The sequence below is a fragment of the Novipirellula artificiosorum genome (assembly GCF_007860135.1).
Lineage (GTDB): Bacteria > Planctomycetota > Planctomycetia > Pirellulales > Pirellulaceae > Novipirellula_A > Novipirellula_A artificiosorum.
This window is the reverse complement of the sequence record NZ_SJPV01000007.1, coordinates 329,416-356,003: the sequence shown is the minus strand read 5'-3', so window position 1 is coordinate 356,003 and position 26,588 is coordinate 329,416. Positions and strand designations below refer to the sequence as shown.

At 55.6% G+C, this 26,588-nt stretch carries 19 protein-coding genes; 16 read left to right on the top strand and 3 right to left on the bottom strand.

Annotation, left to right across the window (positions count from 1 at the left end):
* The first annotated feature begins 8 nt into the window (after positions 1 to 8).
* The gene (locus Poly41_RS20080) at positions 9 to 1,700 is read left to right on the top strand and encodes a GspE/PulE family protein (RefSeq protein ID WP_146528511.1); all 1,692 of its coding nucleotides are present in this window, start codon (positions 9 to 11) and stop codon (positions 1,698 to 1,700) included.
* A gap of 1 nt (position 1,701) precedes the next feature.
* Positions 1,702 to 2,922: a type II secretion system F family protein gene (locus Poly41_RS20075; protein WP_146528510.1), complete on the top strand. Its 1,221-nt coding sequence runs from the start codon at positions 1,702 to 1,704 to the stop codon at positions 2,920 to 2,922.
* A gap of 133 nt (positions 2,923 to 3,055) precedes the next feature.
* Here Poly41_RS20075 and Poly41_RS20070 read toward each other — a convergent pair whose 3' ends face one another.
* Entirely contained in the window at positions 3,056 to 5,095 is a 2,040-nt protein-coding gene (locus Poly41_RS20070) for a TolC family protein (RefSeq protein WP_231615797.1), read from the bottom strand.
* A gap of 207 nt (positions 5,096 to 5,302) precedes the next feature.
* Between Poly41_RS20070 and Poly41_RS20065 the strand changes: the two genes are divergently transcribed.
* The 6 genes from Poly41_RS20065 to Poly41_RS20040 all read left to right on the top strand — a co-directional run bounded on the left by Poly41_RS20065 (position 5,303) and on the right by Poly41_RS20040 (position 15,373).
* The gene (locus Poly41_RS20065; RefSeq protein ID WP_146528508.1) at positions 5,303 to 8,779 is read left to right on the top strand and encodes an ABC transporter permease; all 3,477 of its coding nucleotides are present in this window, start codon (positions 5,303 to 5,305) and stop codon (positions 8,777 to 8,779) included.
* A 199-nt stretch (positions 8,780 to 8,978) separates the two neighbouring features.
* Positions 8,979 to 9,728 carry a lipoate--protein ligase family protein gene (locus Poly41_RS20060; RefSeq protein ID WP_146528507.1) on the top strand — a complete coding sequence of 250 codons (750 nt, stop codon included), beginning with the start codon at positions 8,979 to 8,981 and terminating at the stop codon, positions 9,726 to 9,728.
* 78 nt (positions 9,729 to 9,806) lie between these two features.
* Complete coding sequence (locus tag Poly41_RS20055) at positions 9,807 to 11,207, top strand: UTP--glucose-1-phosphate uridylyltransferase (protein WP_146528506.1); 1,401 nt, start codon at positions 9,807 to 9,809, stop codon at positions 11,205 to 11,207.
* Positions 11,208 to 11,319: 112 nt separating this feature from the next.
* On the top strand, positions 11,320 to 13,203 hold the full coding sequence (locus tag Poly41_RS20050) for an efflux RND transporter periplasmic adaptor subunit (protein WP_231615796.1): 1,884 nt from the start codon (positions 11,320 to 11,322) through the stop codon (positions 13,201 to 13,203).
* Complete coding sequence (locus Poly41_RS20045; protein ID WP_146528505.1) at positions 13,200 to 14,021, top strand: ABC transporter ATP-binding protein; 822 nt, start codon at positions 13,200 to 13,202, stop codon at positions 14,019 to 14,021. Before Poly41_RS20050 ends, Poly41_RS20045 begins: the two co-directional genes overlap by 4 nt.
* 20 nt (positions 14,022 to 14,041) lie before the next feature.
* Positions 14,042 to 15,373, top strand: a complete 1,332-nt coding sequence (locus tag Poly41_RS20040; RefSeq protein ID WP_146528504.1) for an ABC transporter permease — start codon at positions 14,042 to 14,044, stop codon at positions 15,371 to 15,373.
* Positions 15,374 to 15,498: 125 nt separating this feature from the next.
* On the opposite strand, the gene Poly41_RS20035 is transcribed toward Poly41_RS20040, so the two are convergent.
* The gene (locus tag Poly41_RS20035; protein ID WP_146528503.1) at positions 15,499 to 17,301 is read right to left on the bottom strand and encodes a DUF885 domain-containing protein; all 1,803 of its coding nucleotides are present in this window, start codon (positions 17,299 to 17,301) and stop codon (positions 15,499 to 15,501) included.
* Positions 17,302 to 17,635: 334 nt separating this feature from the next.
* Between Poly41_RS20035 and Poly41_RS20030 the strand changes: the two genes are divergently transcribed.
* From Poly41_RS20030 to Poly41_RS20015, 4 genes are all read left to right on the top strand, one after another.
* Positions 17,636 to 18,391, top strand: a complete 756-nt coding sequence (locus Poly41_RS20030) for a GDSL-type esterase/lipase family protein (RefSeq protein ID WP_146528502.1) — start codon at positions 17,636 to 17,638, stop codon at positions 18,389 to 18,391.
* Between the two features lie 278 nt (positions 18,392 to 18,669).
* Positions 18,670 to 21,831 carry an LPS-assembly protein LptD gene (locus Poly41_RS20025; RefSeq protein ID WP_231615795.1) on the top strand — a complete coding sequence of 1,054 codons (3,162 nt, stop codon included), beginning with the start codon at positions 18,670 to 18,672 and terminating at the stop codon, positions 21,829 to 21,831.
* A complete protein-coding gene (locus tag Poly41_RS20020; protein WP_146528501.1) occupies positions 21,828 to 22,205 on the top strand; it encodes a diacylglycerol kinase in 378 nt (125 codons plus the stop codon). The genes Poly41_RS20025 and Poly41_RS20020 overlap by 4 nt, the downstream gene beginning before the upstream one ends.
* Positions 22,206 to 22,335: 130 nt before the next feature.
* Entirely contained in the window at positions 22,336 to 22,995 is a 660-nt protein-coding gene (locus Poly41_RS20015) for a hypothetical protein (protein WP_146528500.1), read from the top strand.
* Between the two features lie 57 nt (positions 22,996 to 23,052).
* Here Poly41_RS20015 and cutA read toward each other — a convergent pair whose 3' ends face one another.
* The gene (gene cutA, locus Poly41_RS20010) at positions 23,053 to 23,379 is read right to left on the bottom strand and encodes a divalent-cation tolerance protein CutA (protein WP_146528499.1); all 327 of its coding nucleotides are present in this window, start codon (positions 23,377 to 23,379) and stop codon (positions 23,053 to 23,055) included.
* A gap of 99 nt (positions 23,380 to 23,478) precedes the next feature.
* Here cutA and Poly41_RS20005 point away from each other — a divergent pair, with 99 nt between their 5' ends.
* From Poly41_RS20005 to sufU, 4 genes are all read left to right on the top strand, one after another.
* Positions 23,479 to 24,408, top strand: a complete 930-nt coding sequence (locus Poly41_RS20005; RefSeq protein WP_146528498.1) for an efflux RND transporter periplasmic adaptor subunit — start codon at positions 23,479 to 23,481, stop codon at positions 24,406 to 24,408.
* A gap of 405 nt (positions 24,409 to 24,813) precedes the next feature.
* Positions 24,814 to 25,128, top strand: a complete 315-nt coding sequence (locus Poly41_RS20000; protein ID WP_146528497.1) for a hypothetical protein — start codon at positions 24,814 to 24,816, stop codon at positions 25,126 to 25,128.
* Positions 25,129 to 25,917, top strand: a complete 789-nt coding sequence (locus Poly41_RS19995; protein WP_146528496.1) for a class I SAM-dependent methyltransferase — start codon at positions 25,129 to 25,131, stop codon at positions 25,915 to 25,917. It abuts the gene before it with no gap.
* 228 nt (positions 25,918 to 26,145) lie between these two features.
* Positions 26,146 to 26,586: a Fe-S cluster assembly sulfur transfer protein SufU gene (gene sufU, locus Poly41_RS19990; protein WP_146528495.1), complete on the top strand. Its 441-nt coding sequence runs from the start codon at positions 26,146 to 26,148 to the stop codon at positions 26,584 to 26,586.
* The last annotated feature ends 2 nt before the right edge of the window (positions 26,587 to 26,588 follow it).

Here is a 26,588-nt window from a genome sequence, read left to right as displayed (position 1 = left end):
GAAAAGAGATGATCATGCACGCGGGTGAAATTCTGAAACGTCGTGGCCTGCTGAGCAGCGAACAGCTTGAGCAGAGTCGCAAAAACAATGCACCCAACATCGTTCAAGCGGCCATTTCGCTTGGCTATGTTGATGAGCGAGATGCGTTGAAGGCCTTGGCCGAAGAGGTGGGGCTTGATTATGTCGATCTGCGAGAAACGGACATCGACTTGAGGGCGCTCGAAGGCTTTCCGCAAAAACTGATCTATCGCCAATCGCTCTTTCCGATCGGATTTGACGAAGGAGCCATTGTGGTGGCGACGTCCGATCCCCTCGATCTGTACCCGCTCGACGAGGCCAGTGCCGCAACGGGCAAGAGCATTGTCCCGGTCGTGGCCGAACGTGCCGAGATCGCCCGCTTGGTGAAGCAGCACCTCGGCGTCGGTAGCGAAACCGTCGAAGGTTTGATGGCGGCCAAAGGCGACGAAGAAGTCGAATTGCTCGACCAGATCGAGACCGACGGCAGCGAGTTGAGCGAGATGGCGCAGGAAGCGTCGGTGGTTCGTTTGGTGAATGAAATCCTGCTGGAAGCCATCGAAGTGCGTGCCAGCGATGTTCACATCGAATCACAATCCGACGGGCTTCAAATCCGTTATCGGATCGACGGCATCCTTCATCAACAACCGGTTCCCCCTGAGATCAATCGGTTTCAAGCGGCAATCATCAGTCGTTTGAAGATTCTCGCCCGATTGAACATCGCCGAGAAACGATTGCCGCAGGACGGGCGGATCAAACTGCGAGTGCATGGCCGTGAAGTGGACATTCGTTTGAGCGTGATCCCGATGATCCACGGTGAAGGCTTGGTCATGCGTGTGCTTGACAAGTCGTCGATGGTGTTCGACCTAAAAAGCTTAGGGATGAACAATGAGGTCTACGATACGTTCAGCGAAATCATCACCTATCCGCACGGCATTGTCTTGGTGACGGGTCCTACGGGATCGGGTAAAACCACCACGCTGTACAGCAGCTTGCTTCAGATCCGCAGTCCGGAAACCAAGATCATCACGACCGAAGACCCGGTTGAATACCAACTTGACGGGATCAACCAGATCCAAGTGCACCCCAAGATTGGATTGACCTTCGCGGCATCACTCCGGAGCATTTTGCGACATGACCCCGACATTGTTTTGGTGGGGGAAATCCGCGACTTGGAAACGGCGGAAAACGCGATCCAAGCGTCGTTGACCGGTCACTTGGTCTTCAGCACGTTGCACACCAACGATGCCGCCGGAGCGTTCACCCGGATGGGCGACATGGGCGTCGAACCGTTTTTGGTCGCCGGGACCGTCGAAGCCGTGATGGCTCAACGACTGGTTCGGCGATTGTGCAAACATTGTAAACAAGCGTACCAGCCAACCAAGGAAGAACTGCCAAGCGATTTTCCTTGGGACCGCGCCGGTGATTCGACGCTCTATCACAGCACGGGGTGCCGTGAATGCCGCCACGTCGGTTACAGTGGACGGATGGGGATCTACGAATTGCTGGTCAGCAACGAAGATATCCGACAATTGGCTCAAGAACGAGCGAGCAGTTGGGATATCCGACGCGCGGCAATCAAACATGGGATGCGGACGTTGCGAATGGATGCCTGGGACAAAGTCATCGCAGGCGATACCAGCGTGGACGAAGTGCTTCGAGTGACTCGAGGCGAGGCCGTTTAATATGCCAACGTTTTCCTACATCGCTCGTGATCTGTCGGGCCAACAAGTGACCGGAACGATCGAAGCGAACGGAGAACGCGAGGTCGCAGGGATTTTGTCTGAGCGTTCGTTGTTTCCTGTTCAAGTCGACGATCTTGCAAAGACCAACGCCACGACAATGTCGTCCCTGTTCGGAGCAAGTAAACGCGTCAATGGCCAAACCATGTCCGTCTTTTATGGCCAATTGGCATCGCTGCTGCGCAGTGGAGTGCCCATGATTCGGTCGCTCAATGTGCTCAGTTCGCAGACATCCGACAAGGTACTGAAGGAAGTCGTCGCGGACGTGCGGGCACGGGTCGAAGATGGGGAACCACTCGGTGAAGCCTTCTCACGCTACCCAGGCGTGTTTAGTGAGATGAGTGTGAACATGGTCCGCGCCGGCAGCGAGGGCGGTTTTCTGGAAGATGCCCTCGACCGCGTCGGAACCTTTACCGAATTGCAGGAAGACCTGAAAGGCCGCACGATCAGTGCGATGGCCTATCCGGTGTTCCTGTTCTCGGTCGGCACGGTGGTGATCACCGTGTTGTTGGTGTTCTTTGTCCCAAAGTTTGAACTGCTATTTGAGCGATTGCGTAAGAAGGGCCAAATGCCTTGGGCAACCGAATGGCTACTCGCTTTCAGCAGTTTTCTGCAGAGCTATGGTTGGATCGTGTTGATCCTGATTTTCCTGGCCGTGATCGCGATCAAGATGAAACTCAATACGGAATCGGGAAAGGAATGGGCCGACCGAGTCAAATTAAAGATCCCGGTACTTGGCGACATCCTGATGAACCTCTCGGTTGCCCGTTTTTGCCGCGTCTTGGGAACACTGCTGGGCAACGGCGTGCCGATCATTAAGTCTCTGGAAATCAGCCGGAGCGCGACGGGCAATCGGCTGTTGAGTCGATCGATTGCGGATGCGACCGAGAACATTCGTAGCGGGGAGAGCTTGGCAACGCCGCTACGTGCATCGGGCTATTTGCCGGCAAATGTCACCGAGATGATCAGCGTTGGCGAAGAGAGTAACTCACTCGAAACGGTCTTGCCCGACATCGCCGATTCGCTTGAAAAGCGGACGTTCCGGCGACTCGACTTGTTCGTACGGTTGCTTGAGCCGATCATGCTGTTGGTGATGGCCATCCTTGTCCTCGCGGTCGTCATGGCCTTGCTCGTTCCGGTCTTAAAGAGCAGCACGGCACTTTAGAACCTATCCGAAAAGGGGTCTGACCCTTTGTCGACCGACGTTTCGATTGCTCAACAAACTCTTTGTTTTCCAATGGATTCGCTACCGATACGCTCAGACCAAGAGAGGGTCAAACCCCTTTTCGGATAAGTTCTTAGTTGCCAATCGACTCCGTTGGCCCTATCAGATGTGTTTGGTTGCAATCTCTCTGCAGCACGATGCCGAGGTCTTGCAAAAGCGAGCCCGTGTCGGCACTGACCGAAACCAACGACAACGCGTACCTCGACAAATCGGTCGCGTAGCTGAGTTCAGCTTGCAAGAGATCCTCCTGAGCGTCGAGGAGGAATTCAATTTGGATCTTGTCGGCTTCAAACAGGACTTCGGAGGATTTCAAGCGGGCTCGGACGGCTTCGGCTTGCAGCCGCGAAAACTCCATCGCATCGAAGGCGGTTTCAACCTCCGCAACGGCATCGGTCAATTCAAATTGCAGCGTCCGTTGTTGCTCCAGCAGAATGCTACGGTCTTTGGCGAGTTGCAGTGTCGCGTTCCGCACAGCCGCACGAGCTTGTCGCTGCCCGGCGACAACGCCCATCTCAACGCCAAATTCGAATTCTTGGTGGTCAAGCGAGAAGAAGTCCTTGTAGGCGCTGCTAAACCTTTCTCCATCGCCAGTCAAATCATCGCCAAAGCCACGCAGCCGATAGCGACCGATCAAATCCAATTGCGGCAACAAGAAGTTCTTTGTCGCCACCAATCGCAGTTCTTGCTGCTGAACCTTCAATCGTTGCCGCTTCAACTCCGACCGGTTCATCATCGCCCGCGCCACCGTCGTGTCGAGATCGAAGGAGAACTCGGCTAACACATCTTCGTCAACCGGGAACAGCAATTCGTGTGGCTGGTTCGGCAACCCGATCATTTGGCGCAATCGTCGCTCCGTCGCCAACACGCCACCTTGACCGCTGCTGCCGCCGATTGCCATTTCTGCTTCTCGGCAGTAGCGGTAATACTTCGCCCGTGACTGGGCCTCTTTGTTTGCTTCACCGCCGCCCAGCTTCGCTTCACTTCGAGCGAGAACGCTTTGCCACGTTTGATAAGCCATGTCGCGAGCAGCGATGACACTGTCATAGTGTCGATATTGGCGTTTCAAGTCCCAATAGACCGCGTACAGGTCACGGACGAACGTCCGCACTGCGATTTCAAAATCGGTGTCGCTGATCCGATTGTTGAGTCTCGCGATCAGAATCCCATTGGAGAAATTGAAACCAGGCTGTGCGTTGGGGCCGGCGATCAAGTTAAATTCACGTCCAGCACCACGCAACAAAGGTTGTCGTACCCCTGCTTCGAGTTGCGTTTCCCAGTAGTTCGGAAAGATGTTTCCCGTTCGGTTGTTGTTGTCGTACAGCTTGATCGTGTTGATGTCCCAGATCGCACCATTTTGACTTCGCTTTTGTACGCGACCGGTCAGATTGGCGTAATCTTGCAACAATTCTTGGACGTCACCACCCAACGTCGCATTGTTGAAAACACGATCATTGTTTTGCGACGAGACACTGGCCGACAAAACACTGTCAAACTCGGCCAACGCCGCTTGCGGCCCAAAGTACGGATCGCTTGCGGCAATGCCGGTGTCGAAAACAGTGGTGGCCGTTTCGGGATGAGCCAAGATCCGCAGCCCCAGAGGCTTCAGCACGGGGCTGCTCGCCAATGCCATCGCAATCACTTCATTTTGCGTGATTGGACGCTTTGTCGCCGTCTCAGGATCGGTCGCGTAGGCGAAAGTGTTCGGCGAGGAAAGGGTCCCAGGACCCGCCGGATGGCGGGTGACCTTTTTGGTGCCCAGCCAAGAATCCTGATCGAGCTGCTGCTCCGCTTGATCGCTCAATTCCATTAGATCTTGGGCCGCAGATTGGGTAGGCTCGGCTTTCGGATCCCCATGGCCTTGAAATGCGGCCAATTGGAAGGGCGACAGCTTCGCAGGGAGCTCCTCTGCAATCAGCGCGTCCCCGGGCGGCGACGTCGTCCCGCACGATCGTTCCTCCGGCTTCACCGGCGCAGCCTTCCGATAGGGAAAACCTCCGCGATTCGCGGAACTGCACCCCGCGGTCGCGATCAGAATGGCTGCCGCCAAACACCAGCGACGGCGGCTGCGGCGATGCTTCAGGGAAATCGACGATTGGTTTAGTGAAGCGGCCACGATTCGGCACATCCTTTTGCCAATAGTTCTAGGCTGTATGCTGTCAAGCATCGGATGTACCCTCACGTCATCTACACCCACGTGAGGGACGCTTGCCAAACACTGCACAACCGTCACGATGTCGGTTACGGCAACTATGCATGTTGTAAGGAATCGTGTATGCCAAACGCCCAGACGGGAACATCACTTCCAAGGAGCCTCGGTCAGATGCCAAGACGCAATTTCGGACTTTCTTCGCTGATCGCTCGGTCCGTTCGCCACGGCAAGCGAATATCAGCATCCGTCGCGATCGGGGTTGCTACGGCAACCGCCGTGATCGTCGGAGCACTTCTGGTTGGGGACTCGATGCGAGGAAGCTTGCGAGCGTTGACCGTCGAACGCCTCGGGATGACCGATTCAATCGTCGCACCCGGATCATTCTTCCAAAGCGACAAAATCGTCGCAGAAAACCGAGGCGCCGCGGCTGTTCTCTTCTTTCCTTCTGGAATCGCAGAACACAAAACGGAAAAAACGATCCAAAGAGCGGGATCGGTGCAGTTGATTGGCTGCGACGAGGCATTTTGGAATTTGGACGTGGGTGATGTACGACCGAGCCGTTTGCCGACCGACGACGGTGTCGTGCTAAATCAATCGGCTGCGTCCGAGCTGAACGTTACCGTCGGCGATACCATCACGGTTCGGCTCCCTGTTGAACAGGCGGTACCTGCCGACAGCCCGTTGGGACGCCGCGATGTCCAAAGCGAAGGCTTGCCACGAATGACGGTGTTGGACATCCTTCCTGACCAAGGGCTTGGACGATTTGCGATATTGCCAAGCCAAGCGTCGCCAAGGAACGTCTACTTGCGACGAGAAACCGTGGCCGATGCCTTGGATCGAAACGGCCAGGCGAACATGGTGCTGTTTCCTCACCCTATCACGCGCGATGAATTGCCGATTGATTTACCGGCGCTCGGTTTGAAATTGAAACGCATTCAAAAACGCTTTCCTGCCGACGATCGCGGGGAAACCATCTATGACTATTTCTCGCTCACCAGCGATCGCTTGTTGATCCCCACGATCGCGGTCGACCCCATCATCAATCGTGTTGGCGACGATCGGGCTGCCCCAGTGATGACGTACTTGGCCAATGCGATCGAACGGGTGTCCGACGAGGGCCAGGTGACGGCATCGGTACCCTACAGCACGATCACCGCAATCGATTCATCAACCGAGTTGCCACTCGATTTCCGACGACCGGACGGCGCCTCCCCAGCGGCAGTCCCGTTGGTGCTGAACCAATGGGCTGCCAAGCAGCTTGATGCATCGGTAGGGACACCGTTAAGGGTCGCCTATTATGAACCCGAGGTCGAAAACGGCCGCGAAGTGGAGCGATTTTTCGATGCGGTCGTGACTCAAATTGTTCCGATCACCGCACCGGCGAAGCCCTTCCGCCTCGGCCGCGAGGCGGTTTTTGACCAACCCCCCACCGTGTACAACGATCCAGATCTCACGCCCCTTGTTCCTGGAGTGACCGACCAAGATTCCATCAACGACTGGGACTTGCCCTTTACTTTGCAGCGGGAGATTTCCTCCGCTGACGATCTGTACTGGAATGATTTTCGTTTAACTCCGAAAGCATTCTTGCCACTTGCCACAGGCCAACGGTTGTTCGGCAGCCGATTTGGACACGTCACAGGGCTTCGGATTCAACCCACCGAAGGGGAAAACGAACAAGCATTGGCGAGCACGATTTTGGCCTCCCTGCGACCTCAGTTCGACGCATTGGGCTGGGCAGTCCAGCCAATACGCGAACAACAACTCAATGCCTCGCGAGGCACGACGCCATTCGATGCGTTGTTCCTATCGTTAAGCTTCTTTGTCATTTTGTCTGCCTTGATGCTGATCGCAATGCTGTTTCGACTCGGTCTAAGCGGTCGGCTCAAAGAACTCGGAACCCTGTTGGCTGTTGGCTGGACGCCACAACGTGTCGGTCGCGTGGTGCTGGGCGAAGGAGCTTTGGTTGCAACTGCCGGCGTGTTGATCGGCATCGTCGTGGGCATCGGCTACGCCATGTTTGTACTTTTTGCGCTGCGTTCGTGGTGGGTCGGTGCGGTAACGGTTCCCTTCTTGACCTTTCACTGGACCTTCAAGAGCATCCTGATCGGCGCGACTGCAAGTTGGTGGGTGGCGATGCTCACACTCTGGATCACCACGAGGTCGATCGTACGGGTTGATGCACAGCAATTGCTGTCGGGAAGAGATACCGATTCATCCGCAAAGCTTGTGACAACGACCAAGAACTCGAGACGGTGGACAAGACTTCCCATCGCGGCAATGATCATCGCCGCTGCGGCCGTGGCGATTGCGTCGGTGGGCGCCAGCATGGGCGGACAAGCTGCAGCAGGCGGTTTTGTGGGGGGCGGTATGCTGCTTCTGATTGCGACGATGTTGGTGGTGTACGATCGACTAAAGCGTCCGCGAACCATCATTAACGATTTCGACCAAAGCTCGCTTACGCTCGGGTCGCTGGCGGTGCGAAACGGGTCTCGAAATCCGCTGCGGAGCACGATGACCATTGGATTGATGGCAACCGCTTCCTTCTTAATCATTGCGATCACAGCATTTCAGCTTCGTCCGACCGAAAAGGGAACCGGCGGTTTTGATCTCATCGCTCAATCCGCACAGCCTCTCTATCGTGACTTCGCCGCCGCGGATGTTCAGCAAGATTTGCTTGGAGAGAACGCATCACAGCTTGAATCGGCCATCATCGCACCGCTTCGGCTCCGCGAGGGGCAAGACGCCAGTTGCAACAATTTATACCAAGCAACGGCGCCGACCGTGTTGGGAGTACGCCGTTCCTTTCCATCGCTATTCCGGCGTCATGCAGATCGTTTGGCTGGCTTCGAGTGGGCATCCGCTGCACCGACCGGCAAGGACGAATCGCCGTGGGATCTGTTGTCAAAGGAAGCAACGGGAACTGCCGAAGATCCGATCCCCGTCGTGATCGATCAGAATACCGCGATGTGGAGCCTACAGATGCACAGCGGTATCGGCGAGGTTCGCGGCTTTGAATTTGATTCGGGGAAATCCGTCTTCTTTCAAGTCGTGGGTCTGCTCTCCAATTCTCTATTGCAGGGAAAGTTGCTGATTGGTGAAGCCAACTTTGAAAAGCAGTTTCCCAGTATCAGCGGCTATCGGTTGTTCTTGATGGCGTCGAGCGGCAACGAGTCTTTGGCACCCATGCTGGAGAACGAGCTTGGGGATGTTGGGATGGATGTTTCGGAAACGCGAGACGTCTTATCAGGCATGTTAGCGGTGCAGAACACCTATTTGCGTACGTTCCAAAGCTTGGGGGCACTCGGACTGCTGCTCGGCACCATCGGTTTGGCGGTCGCCCAACTTCGCAGCGTGTTGGAGCGACGAGGCGAGTTGGCGGTCATGCGAGCGGTCGGGTTTACTCGGCACCGATTGGCTGGTGTCGTGATGCGAGAAACGGCCATGTTGTTGGGAGTCGGAATTGGTTGCGGGGCGTTGTGTGCGCTGTTTGCCGTATTGCCCTATGGCAGGATCAGCGGGATCCATCCACCTTGGATGGAACCGCTGGTCATTGTCCTTGGTATTGTCGCCTTTGGACTCTTAGCGGGACTCCTTGCCGTCATACGAGTCGTCAAGATGCCGTTGCTCGAGTCGCTAAGGAGCGGGTGAGTTCGAAAGGAGTTGGCCCCGAGATCTCAGGAATTGAGTAATGGCAGGCGTCCCGTCCAGCCATGTGTTGATTGTGGTACGCTTTTTCGCTCCTCCGTTTGTCGACTTGGATGCCTCCTCCGTTTGTCGACTTGGATGGAGCTGTGCACGACCTTGACTGACCCACCCGTACGCGTGAACTCCAACACTCCTCGGCCTCATGCATTTTGTTCCCCATCGTCTCGCTCACCCAGCGGACCAGCTTGCCGTGGATGAGGCATTGTTGTTGTTCGCGGATGAAGCGACCGAGTTGAAGGAATCACAACACGAGTTTTTGCGAGTTTGGGAATTTGCCAAGCCGACGGTGGTGGTGGGGCGATCGTCCCGTGTTCGGGATGAAGTGGATGTGCCGTATTGTGATGCGTGTGCGATACCGATTTTCCGTCGCTGCAGCGGTGGCGCGAGCGTGGTGGGCGGTCCCGGATGTTTGATGTACAGCCTCGTGTTGGACCTCGATCTTCGACCGGAACTGACTCACATCGATGCCAATCACCACTTCGTGATGCGACGTTTACTTCAGGCAGTGAATCGACAATTGGAGCAACAGCATGACGAAACGGCGGCCTTTCAAGGCACCTGCGACTTGACGTTTGTGAATCGGAAGTTCTCCGGCAACAGCATGCGAATGACTCGCCATCATGTCCTTTATCATGGCACGATCCTGTATGATGCCGACTTGGATTTGATCGCTCGCTGCTTGCGAACCGCACCGCGACAGCCAGACTATCGACTCGGCCGCTCTCACCAGGCATTCATCACCAACGTGCCGCTCGATCGGACCCTTTTGGAATCCGATCTACGTGACGTGTTTGACGCCGCCGTGGACTGGCCCGCGGCCGTTCCAGCCGACAAAATCGTTCAACTACGTCAACAGCGATACGACGAGCGCGGATGGAATTTTCTCCGATAGTCGTTATCTTAATCGTCGCTCTGCGCCAAACGCATTGACGTATTCGCAGTCCTACCACTGACTCTTTGTAGCGAAATCATGAAGAACCTCGAATCACTGCAGACCCGCTTGGCATCGTTTTCTCAGTCACATGTGCTTCGCTTTTGGGACGAGCTGAGCCCATCTGAGCAGGCTCGCTTGGTCTCACAGCTTGAGGAGATCGATTTCGAACAGTTGGCGAAACTGATTGCCGACGAAGACGAAAAGCCGGACTTTGCGGCGTTGGCTGCAGCCGCAGAGGCTCCGCCTGCGGTGCGAGTTGACGGCAGCGGAGCAGGTTGGACGGTCGAGCAGGCCCAACAAGCGGGCGAAGCAGCGCTCGCCGCCGGAGAGGTCGGAGCGATCGTGGTTGCCGGTGGTCAAGGAACTCGGCTGGGCTTCGAACAACCCAAGGGGATGTTTCCGGTCGGTCCGGTATCGAATCGAACGCTGTTTCAATTTTTCGCAGACCGGCTGTTGGCGTTGGCCGAAAAGTATGGCAAGTCGATTCCCTTTTACATCATGACGAGTGAGGCAACCGATGCGGAGACGCGAGCTTATTTTGAGCAGAACGACTATTTGGGTCTGTCGCCCGACGAGGTGCTGATTTTTCGCCAAGGCACGATGCCAGCAGTTGACGCCGCAACCGGCCAGCTGCTTCTCGCCTCCAAGAGTTCGTTGGCGCTCAGTCCCGATGGCCATGGCGGCACCGTTCAGGCTCTACAACGCAGCGGTGCGTTGGACGATGCCAAACATCGCGGTGTCAGACATTTGTCGTACATTCAAGTCGACAACCCGCTAGTGAATTTGTGTGATCCTGCGTTGATCGGCCACCATTTGATGTCCCAAAGTGAATTGACGACCCAAGTCATCCGCAAACGCTACCCGATGGAAAAAGTAGGCAACATCGCGGTTGCGGGTGGCGTGGTGCAGGTGATCGAGTACAGCGATTTGCCGGTTGCCGCAGCCGAAGCCCGGGACGCTAAGGGCGAATTGAAGTTGTGGGCCGGCAGCATCGGCGTCCACGTCATCCAGATCGATTTCCTCTGCCGGATCAGCAAGCAGGTTGGGGCCTTACCGTTCCACCGCGCGTCCAAAAAAGTGCCATTTGTGGATGCGGCGGGCCAGTTGGTCGAGCCGTCGGAACCCAATGCGACGAAATTTGAGAGATTCATCTTTGATTTGCTGCCAAGTGCCAAAAACGCTTTTGTGGTAGAAGTAGCTGCTGCGGACGGTTTCGCGCCGGTCAAGAATGCCGACGGAGCCGAAAACGACACACCAAAATTGGCAAAAGAGGCTATCGTTTCGCAACATCGCCGATGGCTTGAAGCGGCTGGTGCGACGGTGGCTGAGGACGTCAAGGTCGAAATTAACCCACGATATGCGTTATCATCCGCACAGCTTGCCAAAAAGATTCCTCAGAATTTAAAAATCGAGGTCGATCGATACTTTGACAGCTAATTACAATGAACTGGCAGCTCACCGCGATTCCGAGCGAGACCTTTCCCGCTCGGTACGGTTTCCTTAGTGGATCATTCCCTTCGCTCCATCCCCACAATCTTTCCTTCCGCAAATGAATCTCTTTTCTCGCACGGCCTCGGCCCCGCAGCGAACCGGGGGGCTGATGATCGGCCTTCTCGTCGTCCTGCTTGTCGCGGCCACCGCTGGCTGGTTCGGCTATTCCTACCTTTACAGCGCCGGCGACGGTGTTTCTCAGAAAGACCTCATCGCGGCTCAAGTCACCCGTGGTCCATTTGATCACATTGTGTTGGAACAGGGCGAAATCGAGAGCAGCAGCAACATCGAAATCATTTGCGAGGTGGAGGCCCGAGGCGGCGGAGGCACGCCGATTTTGTGGGTCATCGAGGAAGGTTCTCGAGTCAATAAAGGTGACAAACTGGTCGAATTGGACGCTTCGCAGCTTGAATTGACGCTGAAGGAGAGTCGCATCCAAGTGATCACCGCCGAATCGAGCGTGGCGAGTGCCAAGGCGATGTTGGAGCAAGCGACGATCTCGCGGCAAGAGTTTCTCGAAGGCCAATACATGACCGACGTGAGCAACATTGAGAGCCAGATGGCGATCGAAGAGCAGAATCTTCGCAAAGCGCAATTGGCGTTGCAGAGTACCGAACGGCTGGTTGCCAAGGGACTTGTCAAGTCGCTTCAGCTCGATGCCGACAAGTACGCCGTCGCGAATGCCACCAACCGTCTGGCAGCCGAAAAAGGTAAGCTTCGCGTGCTGCAGGAATTGACCAAGAAGAAGATGTTGGTTCAGTATGACAGCGATATCGATGCGGCAAAAGCAAAGTTGTCCGCAGCGGAAAGCGAGTTGATGGAAGAGCGTGAGGAATTGGCGGACGTCGAAAAGCAGTACGCGAGCTGCAACATTTTCGCACCGGCCGATGGCGTTGTGGTTCACGTCAACCGATACAGTTCGCGTGGTGGTAATGCTGAATTCGTCGTCGAAGCGGGAGCCTCGGTTCGCGAACGACAAGCGATCATCCAATTGCCCGACCCCACTCAGATGCAGGTCAACTGCAAAATCAACGAGTCGCGAATCACCTTGGTGGAATCGGGCATGCCTGTCAAGATTTCGATCGGTGCGATCCCAGGAATGGAACTTCGCGGGGCGGTGGCAAAAGTCAATCGCTATGCGGAACCGGGGAGTTTCTTCAGCTCTTCGATCAAAGAATATGCGGTTCGGGTCGAGATCATTGATCCACCTGAAAACATTCGGACCGGCATGACGGCCGAAGTTCAGATCTTTGTTGAACAATTGACCAACGCCGTGCAGATGCCCATTCAAGGACTTTATGAACATGGCGACAATATGTTCGCGTTGGTTCAGAAAGGCCCCAACCAGTTTGAAACCCGCGAGATCAAGATCCGTGCGACGAACGACACGATGGCCTGTATCTCGGAAGGACTCGAAGAAGGGGAAACGGTCATCTTGAACCTTCGCAGTCACTTGTCTTTGATGGATCTGCCGGAACTTGATTTGACCGACAACAGCGACATGCAAGAAATCGCCAAGGACCAGGCCGAGAGAGCAAAAGCACGCGGCGGAAGTGACCTTGAAGACGAATCCGGCGGCGGACCCGCTAGTTCTGGCGGAATGCCGGATGTCGCCACGATCGTGGGTGTCACGATGCAACGCTACGATACCGACAGCGATGGTTCGCTCTCGGCTGAAGAGATCAAAGCCATCGATAACCAGCGACAACGTGATTCGATGTCCGCCGCGGATTCCGATGGCGATGGAAACGTGTCGACCGCTGAGTTGACCACGGCGATGAGAAAACGAATGAGCCAAGGTGGTGGTCCCGGCGGCGGCGGCGGCCCAGGCGGCGGCGGCCCAGGCGGTGGCGGCCGACGATCAGGCCAGGGCGGTGGACCCGGCGGTGGCGGTGGACCCGGCGGTGGCGGTGGACCCGGCGGTGGCGGTGGCCGGCCATGAGTATGAGGGAAGCCTATTCAACCTCGGTGGCTTCAGATTCGGGCGATGCTGCGACTTCACCACGACGAATGGCAACATCCATTCGCAATCTGAAGAAAGAGTACGTGCTGAAAAGCGAGACCGTGCGCGCACTCCGCGGCGTTTCCTTCGATGTCCCGGAAGGCGACTACGTTGCCATCATGGGGCCGTCGGGCAGCGGCAAGAGCACGCTTCTCAACATGCTGGGGTGTTTGGATAAACCCACGGCCGGAAGTTTGATGCTCGGTGATGATGACATCAGCAAATTGAGCGATGATCAACTGGCTGAAATCCGAAGTGAGAGGATTGGATTCGTGTTCCAATCCTATAATTTGATTCAACAACTAAGCGTCGTCGAAAACATCCAAGTTCCGCTCTACTACCAAGGGCGGCTCGGAGCGGACGAGCGAGCCCGGGCGGTGATGTTGGCCGAGCGCGTTGGTTTGGCAGATCGACTCGATCACCGGCCAAGTCAGCTTTCCGGGGGACAGCAACAACGTGTTGCGATTGCTCGCAGTTTGATTAACGATCCGTTCTTCATCCTCGCAGACGAACCAACGGGGAACCTTGATTCGATCACAACCGAGGAGATTCTTGGCATCTTCGACGAATTCAATAACGAAGGGCGTACGATCATCATGGTCACGCACGAAGACGAGTTAGCGGACCGTTCCAAACGGATCATTCGTCTTAAAGACGGCATGTTGGCACTCGACGAAGTTGTGCCGGAAGAACGCCGCGATGCCACTCGGGCAGCTCAACACCGAGCCGTAGAAGAACTTCTGGCTCGCACCACCTAACTGCTACGAGGAACCTGACAATGATATGGTTGCGAACGGTAAGGTTGGGCATCAAGAGTCTTTCCTTGCACCCGCTACGCACCGGCTTGACCATGCTCGGCATCTTGATTGGTGTTTGGGCGGTGATTGTATTGACCGCGGTCAGCCAAGGGGCGAGCGACCAGGTTCAAAAGCAGATCGAGTCGCTCGGTGCCAACACGATCATCATCCGCAGCGTCAAACCGCCTGAAGAAAAATTGGCCGGTACGGCTGCTACCAAGTACGGTTTGCTGCGCAGCGATCTTGATTTGATCCTCGGTGCGGTGCCGACGGTGCAATCCGCCTTACCGATTCGCGAGATCCGACGTCAATTTACATTTCGAGACCGAGTCATTGATGGCCGGTTGGTTGGCTGCACGCCGATGTACGATGACGTCAACAATCTGCAAATCCGTGCGAACGGTGGCCGGTTCCTCACCGATGCCGATGGGATACGAGCGTCAACGGTGTGTGTGATCTCGTCCGGAGTCGCGGACAAACTGTTCCCTTTCGAAGAACCGCTCGGCAAACGAGTTTACATTCCCGAGAGCGAGGACTTCTACAAAGTCGTCGGTATTCTTCAACATCGCAACCCCTCGGCTGCAATCGGTGGTTCGCTTGACTCGCAGGACTTCTCGGCCGACATCTACGTACCGATTCAAACACTCCGCAAACGCGTTGGCGATACAATTGTCACTCGCCGCAGCGGCCAGTTTCAAGTTGAAATCATGGAGCTGAATCAGATCACCTTACAGGTCGAGCGTGTTGACCAAGTCAAAACGACCTCGGCAATGATCGAATACATGCTAGCCCCTAACCATGCAGAAGCGAACGACATCGCCGTGGTCGTGCCGCTGGAACTTCTCGAACAAGCACGCAACTTGCGTTTGATGTTCCTTGGCATTGGTGTCTTGATCGCTTGCATCTCGCTAATTGTTGGGGGCATTGGGATCATGAACATCATGTTGGCGAGCGTAACCGAACGAACTCGCGAGATCGGAATTCGTCGTGCACTCGGCGCCAAACGTGGGGACATTGTTCGTCAATTCCTGGTGGAAACCTTGGTCCTCAGCTTTGCCGGCGCAACGCTTGGCATCTTGCTCGGCTTCCTTGGCCCAGCGATGTACCGCGGCCTGATCAGCGCCATTCGCGTTGGATTCCCTGAGAAATTCGCAGCGCTTCCGGATGCCATTCGCCAAGCGGAACCAACGATTGTGTACGAAACGATTCCGTTGGCTGTGTTGATTGCGGTGATGGTGGGTTTGATCAGCGGATTGTACCCGGCGATCCGAGCCGCGAAGATGAACCCGATTGAAGCGCTACGCCACGAGTGATGCTCAGCGCGTGAGCTACGGCAAGCCAAGCTTACGCCTCGGATCCCGAGGCGAAACGGCTTGACCAAATTTCAAACCAAGCTTTTCAAAATGCCGACGAGCCGGGCTCGTTCGAGTCCGGATGGTCAAGCACCATCGCTACGATCGGCAAGCTGTTCGGCAAGCCACTGATCGACTCGTTTCTCGAGCAGCGGCAAGGGGATCGAACCGGCGGCGAGGACTCGGTCATGGAACGATCGAATGTCAAAACGATCACCCAGTTGCTGTTCACACTTCGCCCGGAGCTGAGAGATCTTTAACTCTCCCATTTTGTAGCCCAGCGCTTGGCCAGGCCATCCAATGTAGCGGTCCACCTCGGCCACGATATTGTGTTCGCTTAACGCGGTGTGGTCTCGCATGTAGTCGATGGCTTGTTGACGAGTCCACTGCATCGAATGGATCCCCGTGTCCACCACCAACCGACTCGCGCGCCACGCTTCCATACTTAAACGACCAAAATCCTGGTACGGGTCCTTGTAGAAGCCAATTTCTTTGGCGAGACGCTCGCTATACAACGCCCATCCTTCGATAAAAGCCGTCATATTGCTCTGGCGGCTGAGCGGATGAAGATGTTCAAGCTCCGCTTGAAGCGCCAGTTGAAGATGGTGGCCAGGAACGGCTTCATGGGCCGACAACGATTCGAGTTGGTACAACGGTCGCGACGAAAGATTGTAGGTATTGAGATAATAGAACCCGCCACGTGATCCATCGGTCGCAGGAGGCCAATAGTAGGCCGCCGTGGTTTGCGGCGCCACATAGTCGGGCACTTCACGGATGCCATAGGGAATTCGCGGCAAGCGACCGAACAACTCCGGCAAGCGGCCGTCCGCTTGCTTCAGGATCAACGCTGCTTTCTGCAGCAGTTGCTCGGGTGTCTTGGCGTAAAACTCGGGTGCCGTCCGCAAATGCTGAAGAAACGCTGGCAAATCGCCTTGGAACCCAACACGCTCGCGAATCGATTCCATCTCGCTACGAATTCGAGCGTTTTCTCGAATGCCAATTTGGTGTACTTCTTCGGGTGCGATGTCAAGCGTGGTGAAACGCCGTGTGCGATCACGATAAAAATCGCGACCCTCGGGCATCGCAGCAGCCCCCACCGAGCTCCGGCAAGCCGGCACGTATTCGTCTTTTAGAAAATCGGCAAACCGGCGGTACGCAGGAATCACACTCGATGCAATCGCTGATTCGATCTGTTTCGAAAGGGTCGCCCACTCCGCCTGCGAAAAACGGTCCTTCGCTTCGTCGCGAAGATTGGTCAGTAACAGCGATTGCTTGGGATCCTTGACAACGTGGGCCATCGCTTGATCCGCCGAATCACGCATGATGATGGACGGTTGCGTCAATCCGTTAGCGATACCTTGTCGCATCAATTCGATGTGCTGATCGGTGTATTTTGAAAATGCGTTCAAGCGACAGATATAGTTCTCAAAATCGTGTTTGGAACGTGGATCCATGACCCGTGGCAGTTCCGGAAAACTGATGTGGAACCCTTCTCGATTGTTGATCGGCATCAGATGCGTCAGAAACTTGGCATCGGCAATCCGCCCGTCGAGACGCAGCCGCAGCAGCTCATAGTCGATTTGCCGCGTTGGGCTGAGCGTGGTTGGGTCGATTGCGGAGAGATCGGCCTGAAACGCGGCGGTCTCGGCGGCCCGCCGTTCGATCGCCGGCAAGCTTTGATCCGACAATCGATTCTGGCCTCGCGGGTCGCCCACATCCGTCGCAAGCATCGGAAACTCGTTCAGTTCAAATTCCCAGACGCGATCCAGAAGTGCATTCATCGCCCGATCCTCTTCCCTCATCTCAGGGGGATCGCCAAACCCAGGTGACGACAAAAGCGAAAATAGCCCCAGGGCCAACCGATGGAAGATGACTCGATTTCGTGGCAACGTCTCTCTCTCCGAATACAGGTGTAGCTTTCGATAACGCCGATGATCTTAACCGAATTCGCAGGTGGCTGCGGCAACCAGGTCTTTTGCACCAAGCCGAGGAGATCTTGAACCCACTCGTGGTTTGTCAATCTTTCATTTTAGGGTTCGAGGGACCGGAGGGCTCGCGCCCAATACCGCTAAAACTTGTAGCGGAACGGCGCGAGCCGTCCGGTCTCACCCTAATTTTTAATCTGGACAACGCACTAGTGGTGATTTGCCGCCTCTTCGCTATGATCGGCGTCCCCATGTCGAACAACATCCCGAACGGTTGCGTGCTTTAGAAGGAGACCTGATGAGGCCGATCCCATCGCTTTGTGCAGCCCTGTTGGCCTTGAGCCCCTGCTTCGTGTTTTCACAGGGTGCTGCACCCCGTGCAATCGCTGAATCCGCTGCCGATGACGTTCTCGCCCCCGTTCGTGCGGCCGCGATTGCCCGCTGGGAAAATGACATCGTTCACCTAGAGAAAAAAGATGAAACGCTGTTGGCCAACGAGAACGCGGTGCTGTTCATCGGTAGCAGCAGCATCCGTCGTTGGGATTCCCTGGCGACCGACATGGCTCCCTACCCAACGATCAATCGTGGTTACGGTGGCGCAAAATACAGCGACATTGCGGTGTTTGCGGATCGATTGATTCAACCTCATCTTTATCGGGCGCTCGTGATTTTCGTCGGCAATGATGTCTCGGGAAAGCCCGAAGATCATTCGCCCCAGCAGGTGGACGCTTGGGTGCGGCATGTTATCGACGTTTCTCATGCCCACCGGAGCAACGCACCGGTGTTTTTGATCGAGGTGACACCGACGGCGAAGCGTTTCGAGGCCTGGGGAAAAATACGAGCGATCAATCAGCGGTTGCGAGACATTGCTTTGACAACCCCAGGGACGTATTTCATCGCGACGGCGGGGTCATTTCTATCCGCCAACGGTCTGCCTCGAACCGAGCTGTTCGGTAGCGACCGGCTGCATCTCAATGAAGCCGGCTACAAGCTTTGGGCGAAGCTGATCCGTCGACGACTCGATGAAGTGCTCGGTGAGCGGTCACCGCAATGAGGGGTGCATGCTAGCTTTGCCCCAGTTTCACGGCGGAATACGCTTGTTCCACGCGTTTTTTTCTTTCTCGGCCCTGCTTTCTGGCCACTGGCGAGCCGTTTCTCGGTTGTGATCGGCGGAAATCCAATCGTATACTCCGCCAGACTCTAACTCGAAGGGATACAGCACCATTGGTCGGCATGGAAGCCACCGCTGAGTACCGTTTTTCAAGAAAACCGCACCGACTGCGGAAGCTTGGCGCTCGAGCTGCGCGCCGAGGGCTTTGGTTTCTGGCATTGATGCTTTCGCCATGCTGGGTTGTTGGATTTGGCGGCCCCTTGACCGCCGAGGAATTCCAACCACGTGTCAGCCCCGCCCCCCTGCGACTCAGTGGCAACGTGATCTACCGTTGGGACATGGGCGACGCGCAAGCGTCGCTATTGGAAGGCGATTGTGTCTTGCAGCATGCAGGACGCCAGATCATCGCCAGCTCCATCTTGGTGAGGGTTCGCGGCGAGATTGGAAACGTGCATAGCGAAGTGGTGGTGGAGGGGATCCGCGAAGATCGGTCGAACGGCGGCAAGGCACCGCAAACCGGCCCACAGCGGTTCACGTTTGTGACCATGGACGATCCCGAGATTCAAGCGCCGCTCTATCGAGGTGCACCGGACCGAACACCGCGACTGGTACAGTACTTACGAGCCGCCGTAGCGAAGCCAACTCGGTTGGGTAGCACGGGCGGCAGCCAGCTCGTGACGCAGGCTCAGTATCAAGCGCCGCAAGGTCCCCAGGTGCAGCCGATTGAGGATCCCCTGCAATCATGGCCTGCGCCGACCCTCGATGGCATGCAAGCACCGCCCCAAACAACCAACGCCCCAACGGCTCTTGACGACGGGATGCTTTCCCGATCGATGCCGCTACCGATCGTATCGTCCGCTAGCCCGCCCATCACGCTGTCAGAAGAGCCAAGGCCAGCTCAACCTGCAACGCCCGGAAAATGGCAATTCTACGTTAACGGCGGCTCTCGAAGCATCGAGATTTTGCCACGAGATCCATCCAGTCTTCCGGTTTTTGAAACCGACAATCGACCCGAGCGAAACGAAACTGTCGTCTTGGCCCGAGGAGGGGCGACCGTGCTGGTGCGCGATGTCAGCCTGCAGATGCCCAGCGGGACGGGCATGGACCTCGGTACAATCTCTCTGTCAGCAGACCGGATTGTTGCCTGGACCCCCTTGGCGACCAATTGGTTCAACGGCGGACTTGGCGAAGTCGAGGGCGAACTGTACTTGGAGGGCGACATCGTCTTTCGACAAGGCGAACGGATCGTTTATGCCGATTCGATGTACTTCAACGTGAGCCGAGAAATTGGCATCGTGCTGGACGCCGAAGCGATCACGACCATTCCCAACTATCAAGGCATCGTTCGATTGAAAGCCGACGTGCTGCAACAAGTCAGTCGCGGCAACTTCTATGCCTTTGATGCGGCCATCACGAGCAGCCGAATGGGAGTACCGCGGTATTGGCTGCAAAGCGAGCGACTGCAACTGACGGATCGAAATACGGTCGTCCGCGATCCGGTTAGCGGTACGGGTACGATTCAATCAGACCCCTTTGTCAGCAGCACCGATAACTTCGTTTACTTTGGTGGCGTACCGATCCTCTATTGGCCACGCTTTTCGACGCCACTACGAGAACCGACGTTCTACATTAGCGACATTGACATTCGAAACGACAGCATCTTCGGAAACCAGATCCTTCTCGACTTCAATCTGTTGCAAGTGTTTGGGGTGGAAAACCCGCCTGACGGCTTGAAGTGGGAATTGTCAACGGACTACCTCAGCGATCGTGGTCCAGCGATTGGTACGTTCCTCGACTACAACTTCCCAGGGCTGTTTGGCATCCCCGGTGCAACCAACGGATTCCTCGACGCTTGGGTGATCAAGGACAAAGGGACCGACACGCTTGGCGGCGACCGCAAAGACCTGCCGCCCGAAGTGACGACGCGAGGTCGAGTCCTTTTTGAGCATCGTCAGCAAATGCCCAACGACTACGAGTTCATCGCGGAATTTGGTTGGATTAGCGATCGAAACTTTGAAGAACAGTTCTTTGAAAAAGAGTGGGATACGGAAAAGAACCGAGATACCGCACTGCGGCTTAGAAAAAACTACCACAGCAATCTGTTTGAGCTGTCCGGGAAATTCCAAGTCAACGACTTCTTCGAAGAAACCGAACGCTTGCCGGCGCTGGATCACTATTTGATTGGCGGTTCCCTGTTGGCCGACTGGTTCACTTGGTCCGCACACAATCACATCAGCTACACTCGACTCAATGCAGCCGATACAGCAACCAATCCGGCCGAAGCCGCTACGATGACGACGTTGCCGGGCGAAATGGACACGGAAGGCATGATCGCACGGACTCGCCAAGAACTGGCGATGCCCATCCAGGCCGGACCGGTCAAGGTCGTTCCGTACGTTTCGGGCGAAGCAGCACGTTACGGCCAAGCGGCCGATGGCAATCCGCTAACGCGAATCCTTGGACAAGGAGGCATCCGCGCAACACTTCCCATGGTACGCGTCGATCCATCCATTCAAAGCAGCTTGCTCAACATACGTGGGTTGGCTCACAAAATGGAATGGACAGCCGACTATTTCTATGCCGACAGCAATACCGATTTGGATGAATTGCCCCTTTACGATCCCCTGAATGATCATTCTCAGCAGCAGTTCATGCGGAGGTTCACCGTCAGCGACTATGCAGGCATCTTGCCGGCAACGCTCGATCCGCGAATCTTTGCCCTACGGCAAGGCATTCAGAAGTCCATCGCCAATGGCAGCGACACGGTCGCAGACGATTTGCAACAGGTCCGACTTAGCCTGAATCAACGTTGGCAGACCAAACGTGGGTTACCAGGACGTGAGCGGATTGTCGACTTGTTTTCACTTGACACCGATGTGTTGGTATTTCCGGATGCTGACCGGGACAACTTTGGTGAAACCGTGGGTCCTGCCACCTACGACATGGCCTACCACATCGGAGACCGTGTCAGCCTTTTGAGTGACGGGTACTTTGACTTCTTCGATTCGGGGCTACGTTCCTACAGCGCTGGGATTCGCACCAGTCGACCTGGCGTGGGCGACATCTATTTTGGACTTCTTTCCCTCGAAGGCCCGATCAGCAGCACGGTGCTGAGAAGTGTCATCGACATGCGTTTAAACGAAAAGTGGATTTGGTCATCGGGGACCACCTACGATTTTGGCGAGGCGGGTAACGTGGGGCAATCGTTTGCACTGACACGGATTGGCGAATCGCTGCTCGTACGACTCGGTTTCAACGTCGATAGCGGACGAGACAACGTCGGATTTGGCTTTACCATCGAGCCACGTTTTTGGCCCTCACCACGGCTTGGCCGTATCGGTGGCCAATTGATACCACCGCCAGGGGTCGAAGGCCTAGAATGATCGCTGCAGGAAAAACTTGGCGGCGCAAGTTCGCGGTCGCAATTCGTGGGCTCGGCATCTCGATTCGCGAACAACCAAGTTTCTGGGTCCATTTGCCGGTCGCTCTTTGCATCATCGCCCTGGCAGCTTGGCTGCACCTTGAACCGTGGCGATGGGTCGCCATATTGATTTCGATCACGGTGGTTTTATCCGCGGAATTGATGAATACCGCAATCGAGCGATTGGTAAGCGTGCTTCATCCCCAGCGAGACCCCCGCATCGGCGATGTACTTGATACGGCCGCTGCGTCCGTTTTCATCGCCGCAATCGGAGCCGTTGCGGTCGGATGCGTCGTGCTGATCGGCCCGCTGATCAGGATGCTGAGTGAACGCTAGCGTTTGCGTGACCGTCAGAATGCCGGAGACTTCAAAATCATTGGAGTTTGATACTCGCTGCTTCACGCGGACGCTATGATAGAGAGACCTCAATCCAAGAAACGCGGTTTTTCCCTGGGAAGATGAAGTAATGAAAACGATCAAATGGCTGGCTGTCGTTGCGTTCACGCTTGTTGCCTTCGCGTGCTACACATGGAATCGCTCGGTAACGGCACAGGAACGCGACCCTGACCGGGTCGAGGGTCAAATGCATGAGCTCGATGTACGAATCGAACGGGCTATCGATGATGGTCGAATGGGTGAGGCGGGGCAACTGCATGAACAGCGGAGAGCACTTCGCGAACGAGCCGAGCGCGAACGAGCCGAGCGTGAACGAGCCGAGCGCGAACGAGCCGAGCGCGAACGAGAATCACAACCTCGCGATCGAGGCATCCCGCGTGATTTCGATCCGGCTCGTCACCGTGAAGAGATGGAACACCGAGGGCATGAATTGGAGATGCGTCAACTTGAGATTGAAGTCGAAATGGCTCAAGTCAAATTGGAGCACGAAAAGATGGAACTTCGATCGAATCCGATGATCATGGCCATCCAAGCGATTGACGTTGCGAGAGAGAAAATGGAACCCGAAGCGGCCAGGGAATTGTTCAATGATCTGCTAGAAGAGTCAAAACACTATCCGATCAAGCTCCATTTAAGACGTAGCCTGATTGAGCTGAATTTGCAACTTGGGCAGCGGGAGGATGCGATCCGACATCTTCGAGCGATGGCACTCTTCTCGGACGAGCATTGAGCCGCATCCGTTGCGAACGTCGCCAAGACGGTGATCGTGTCTGGGGTACGCCCGATCCTAACTGGTCTGTTCGATCACCCAGTTCAAATAGCCGTCGCTGCCATCGCGGATTGGGATCATGACGATTTCAGGTTCATCGTAAGGATGTTGCTTCGCGAGTCGTTCTCGTAGCTTGGGCCAAGCCGCAGACGTCGTCTTGATCAGCAACCGATACTCGGTCGCACGCTCGACCTTTCCGGCCCACCGATAGAAACTTTGAATCGGGCCATCCATTTGAACACATGCCGCCAACGATTGGCTGATCAAATCATCAGCAATTCGTTCGGCGTCTTGAGTCGATGCAACGGTAGAAATGACGAGAACACAAGAAGCAGAATCAGGCATGGTTCCGTTCCCTCGAGTTGAGAAATCACTTAAGTTGTGAAGACTGCATTGTAGTATTTCCCCGAGTCGCCCTTCATCCAAAGCTGTTGAAATCGACAAATGATTTTTTCTACGCCTCGTCGCGACGCGATATACGGTTTCTTGTTCCTGGCGCTGATGGCCTATTCCCCGACGTTGGCTCAACCGGGAACCGCGGCGGAGAAATCGAGCCAGATCGAGATTGCCGACGCTCAAGTCTCCTACATTCAGAACGCATTCATTGCGTCTCCGATCGCCGCTGTCGTTCGTTCCATTGATGTAGCCGAAGGGGATCAAATCGAGCAGGGCCGATTATTGGTCCAATTGGATGATTCGATGGCACGGACCGAGTGCGAGGCAGCGGTCGCAGCAATGGAAGCGGCAAAGATCCGAAGCGATGATGATGTGGACGCTCGTTATGCACGTCGCGCACTCGATTTCCACATCCGAGAGCTGCAACAAAGTGAACAAGCAAACGTCCGATTCGCGGGTGCTGTCAGTGATTCGGAGGTCGAGAAGTTACGCCTGGTGGTCGATCAAGCAAAGTTGGCAATCGAACAAGCCGAACATGAGCAGCAGATTGCGAAGGCTCAGTCACGAGAAAAGGAAGCCACCGTCCAGATTGCGGAACAACGAGTCGCCGAGCATGCGATTCGATCGAGCGTCGCTGGCGTCGTTGTGGAAATCACCCCGAAGCCAGGGGAATGGGTTGACGCAGGAAAACCGGTTGTACGAGTGATCTCGCTGGACCCGATTCGCATCGATTGCTTCATTGACGGTCGAAAGTATGGCCCTGACTTGGTCAATCGTGAAGTCCAATTCTTTTGCTCGGAGATCCCCCATGCCAATCGATCCAAAGGGAAGGCGGAAACGTTCCTTGGCAAGGTCGTCTTCGTCTCGCCTGAACTTCATCCCGTAACGGGGCAAGTTCGTTTGTGGGCAACCGTTGCAAATCCCAATCACCGTCTACAAAGCGGGATGCGTGGGAAGGTGGTGATTGGCGGGTTGTAAGGGAAAGCGATGTGCGTGTCGTACCGTTCAGGTACGGCTACGACTACGAATACAACTTGTACCCATTGCGACTGTTCGTCTCAGTGCGCCGACGACCGATTCTTTTTTCGACTTTCGCGTCGCGAGCGTCGATGTCTGTTACTAGGTTCGCTTCGCGATCGTTCGCCCCTCGAAGGCGGAAGCCGAGTCCACCCTCCTCGGTACGTTGACCCCTGGTCAACCCAAAGAATGGTGAGCGTCGACGCAGACCAGTCCTGAATCAAACCTTAAGTGACACTCTCCCCAAGATCACTTCCCGTTTTTTTTGGTCAGCGTCGACGCTCTCGGGCCAAGCAGAGCCAACCCAAACCATCCCATCGTTCGTTCAAGATGCGCCACATCATCTCCCCCCCTCCCGGAGGCACCATGGCCAAGAAAGATACGTTCCGCGTCGTCACGCGCGGTAGTGACGGTTCGATTTTGATTCGCGATTATCCGAATTGTGACCCGCTCTCGAAGATGCACATGCAAATCGGAACCGACGATTGCAGCACCGATCTGGATTTGCGCGGCATGCCGGTGTTTCGTGGATTGATCGGCCCGATGCCCGAAGGCAAAACGATTGTTCGCTACGAAACGCCTGAGGTTTTCGAGGCAATGACCAAAGAGTGGACCCATGCCAAACCGCGGCGACGGACTCGGCGACCCAGCGTGAAGAACGCCGAAGCTGCAGCCACGTAAATGGAAAACTGGTACGACTACCCGCAGTACTTCGACATGATTTTTCGTGACGAAACGGCTGCCGAAGTACGGTTTTTCGAGCAAGCGTTTACCAAGTACGTCAGCGGCAAAACGCAACGGTTACTTGAACCGGGGTGTGGCAGCGGTCGACTCGTCGCGGCAATGGCCAAGCGAGGTTACGACGTGACCGGGTTGGACCTAAATCGACCCATGTTGGACTACTTGCAAAAGCGGCTGGCGCGTCGTGGGCTTCGTGCATCGTTGATTCTCGGGGACATGACCCAGATGACGCTGGACACACGGTTCGACGCTGCATTTTGCACCTTCAATACGTTCCGTCATTTGACAAGCGAAACCGCAGCGATTGCCCATCTGAATTCGGTTGCTGACCATCTTCGCAGCGGCGGGATCTACATCCTTGGCTTCCACTGTATCCCCTTGGACGCAGACGAAGAGAGCACCGAACGATGGTCGGCGGTGCATGGTGGGACACGAGTTCACGTGACCCTTCGTGTGGTCGACTTCAATCGTCGAAAACGGCTCGAAACGCTGCGTGCAAGCATCAAGGCGGTCACCCGCGGAGGAAAAGTTCACCGCGTCCGAAGCGAGTTTCCGCTCAGGCTGTACACGATCCAACAAGCCAAGGGGCTGTTAAAGAAGGTTTCCAACCGGCTGCGAATCGTTGACGCCTTCGATTTCGATTACGACATCAACCAACCACGAGTGATGGACGACGATTTAATCGACGCCGTCTTCGTGCTGCAAAAACAGACCGAACCGCCCGGTTGAAGCGTTTTTGCCCGCAGACGGCAACTCGCCCCATGCGGCGACGCCGCACTACGATCCCGTCCACTGCCACTCGATCTGCCAAAGGGCAAATCCTTTGCCACTAACCGGGCATCGGCCATCAGGGGTCGTCTATTTTTGACAACGAACATAGACTTTAATCAGGGAGCCGTGTTTCCGCCTCCCTTATCGGCAATCTCCACACCGTCCCGCGACATTTGAACGATCGACATGTCTCAGAACGAACACGACATTTACGAAGAACACGTCTTGGATCACTACGAGGACCCGTATCACCGCGGTGCTCTCGACCACGCGACGCATGCAGACGAAGGCAACAATCCGCTGTGTGGGGATGTGATTCACATCGACTTGAAGATGGATGCCGATGGAACCATCAAAGAGGCGTGGTTTGAAGGTGACGGATGTGTGATCAGCCAAGCATCGGCGTCGATGCTGATTGAGAAAATCGAAGGCAAAACCTTGGATCAAGTCAAGGCGTTCTCGGCCGACGAGATGCTTGAGCTGTTCGGGCCCAAATTGACCCCCAACCGACAAAAGTGTTGTCTGCTTTCTTGGCGCGTGCTTCAAAGTGCCGTCCATTCACCGGTTGACGACGGCGATGACAGCAGCCCTGATTTTGGCGGCCCAAGCCTGAGCGAAGAATCCTAAGC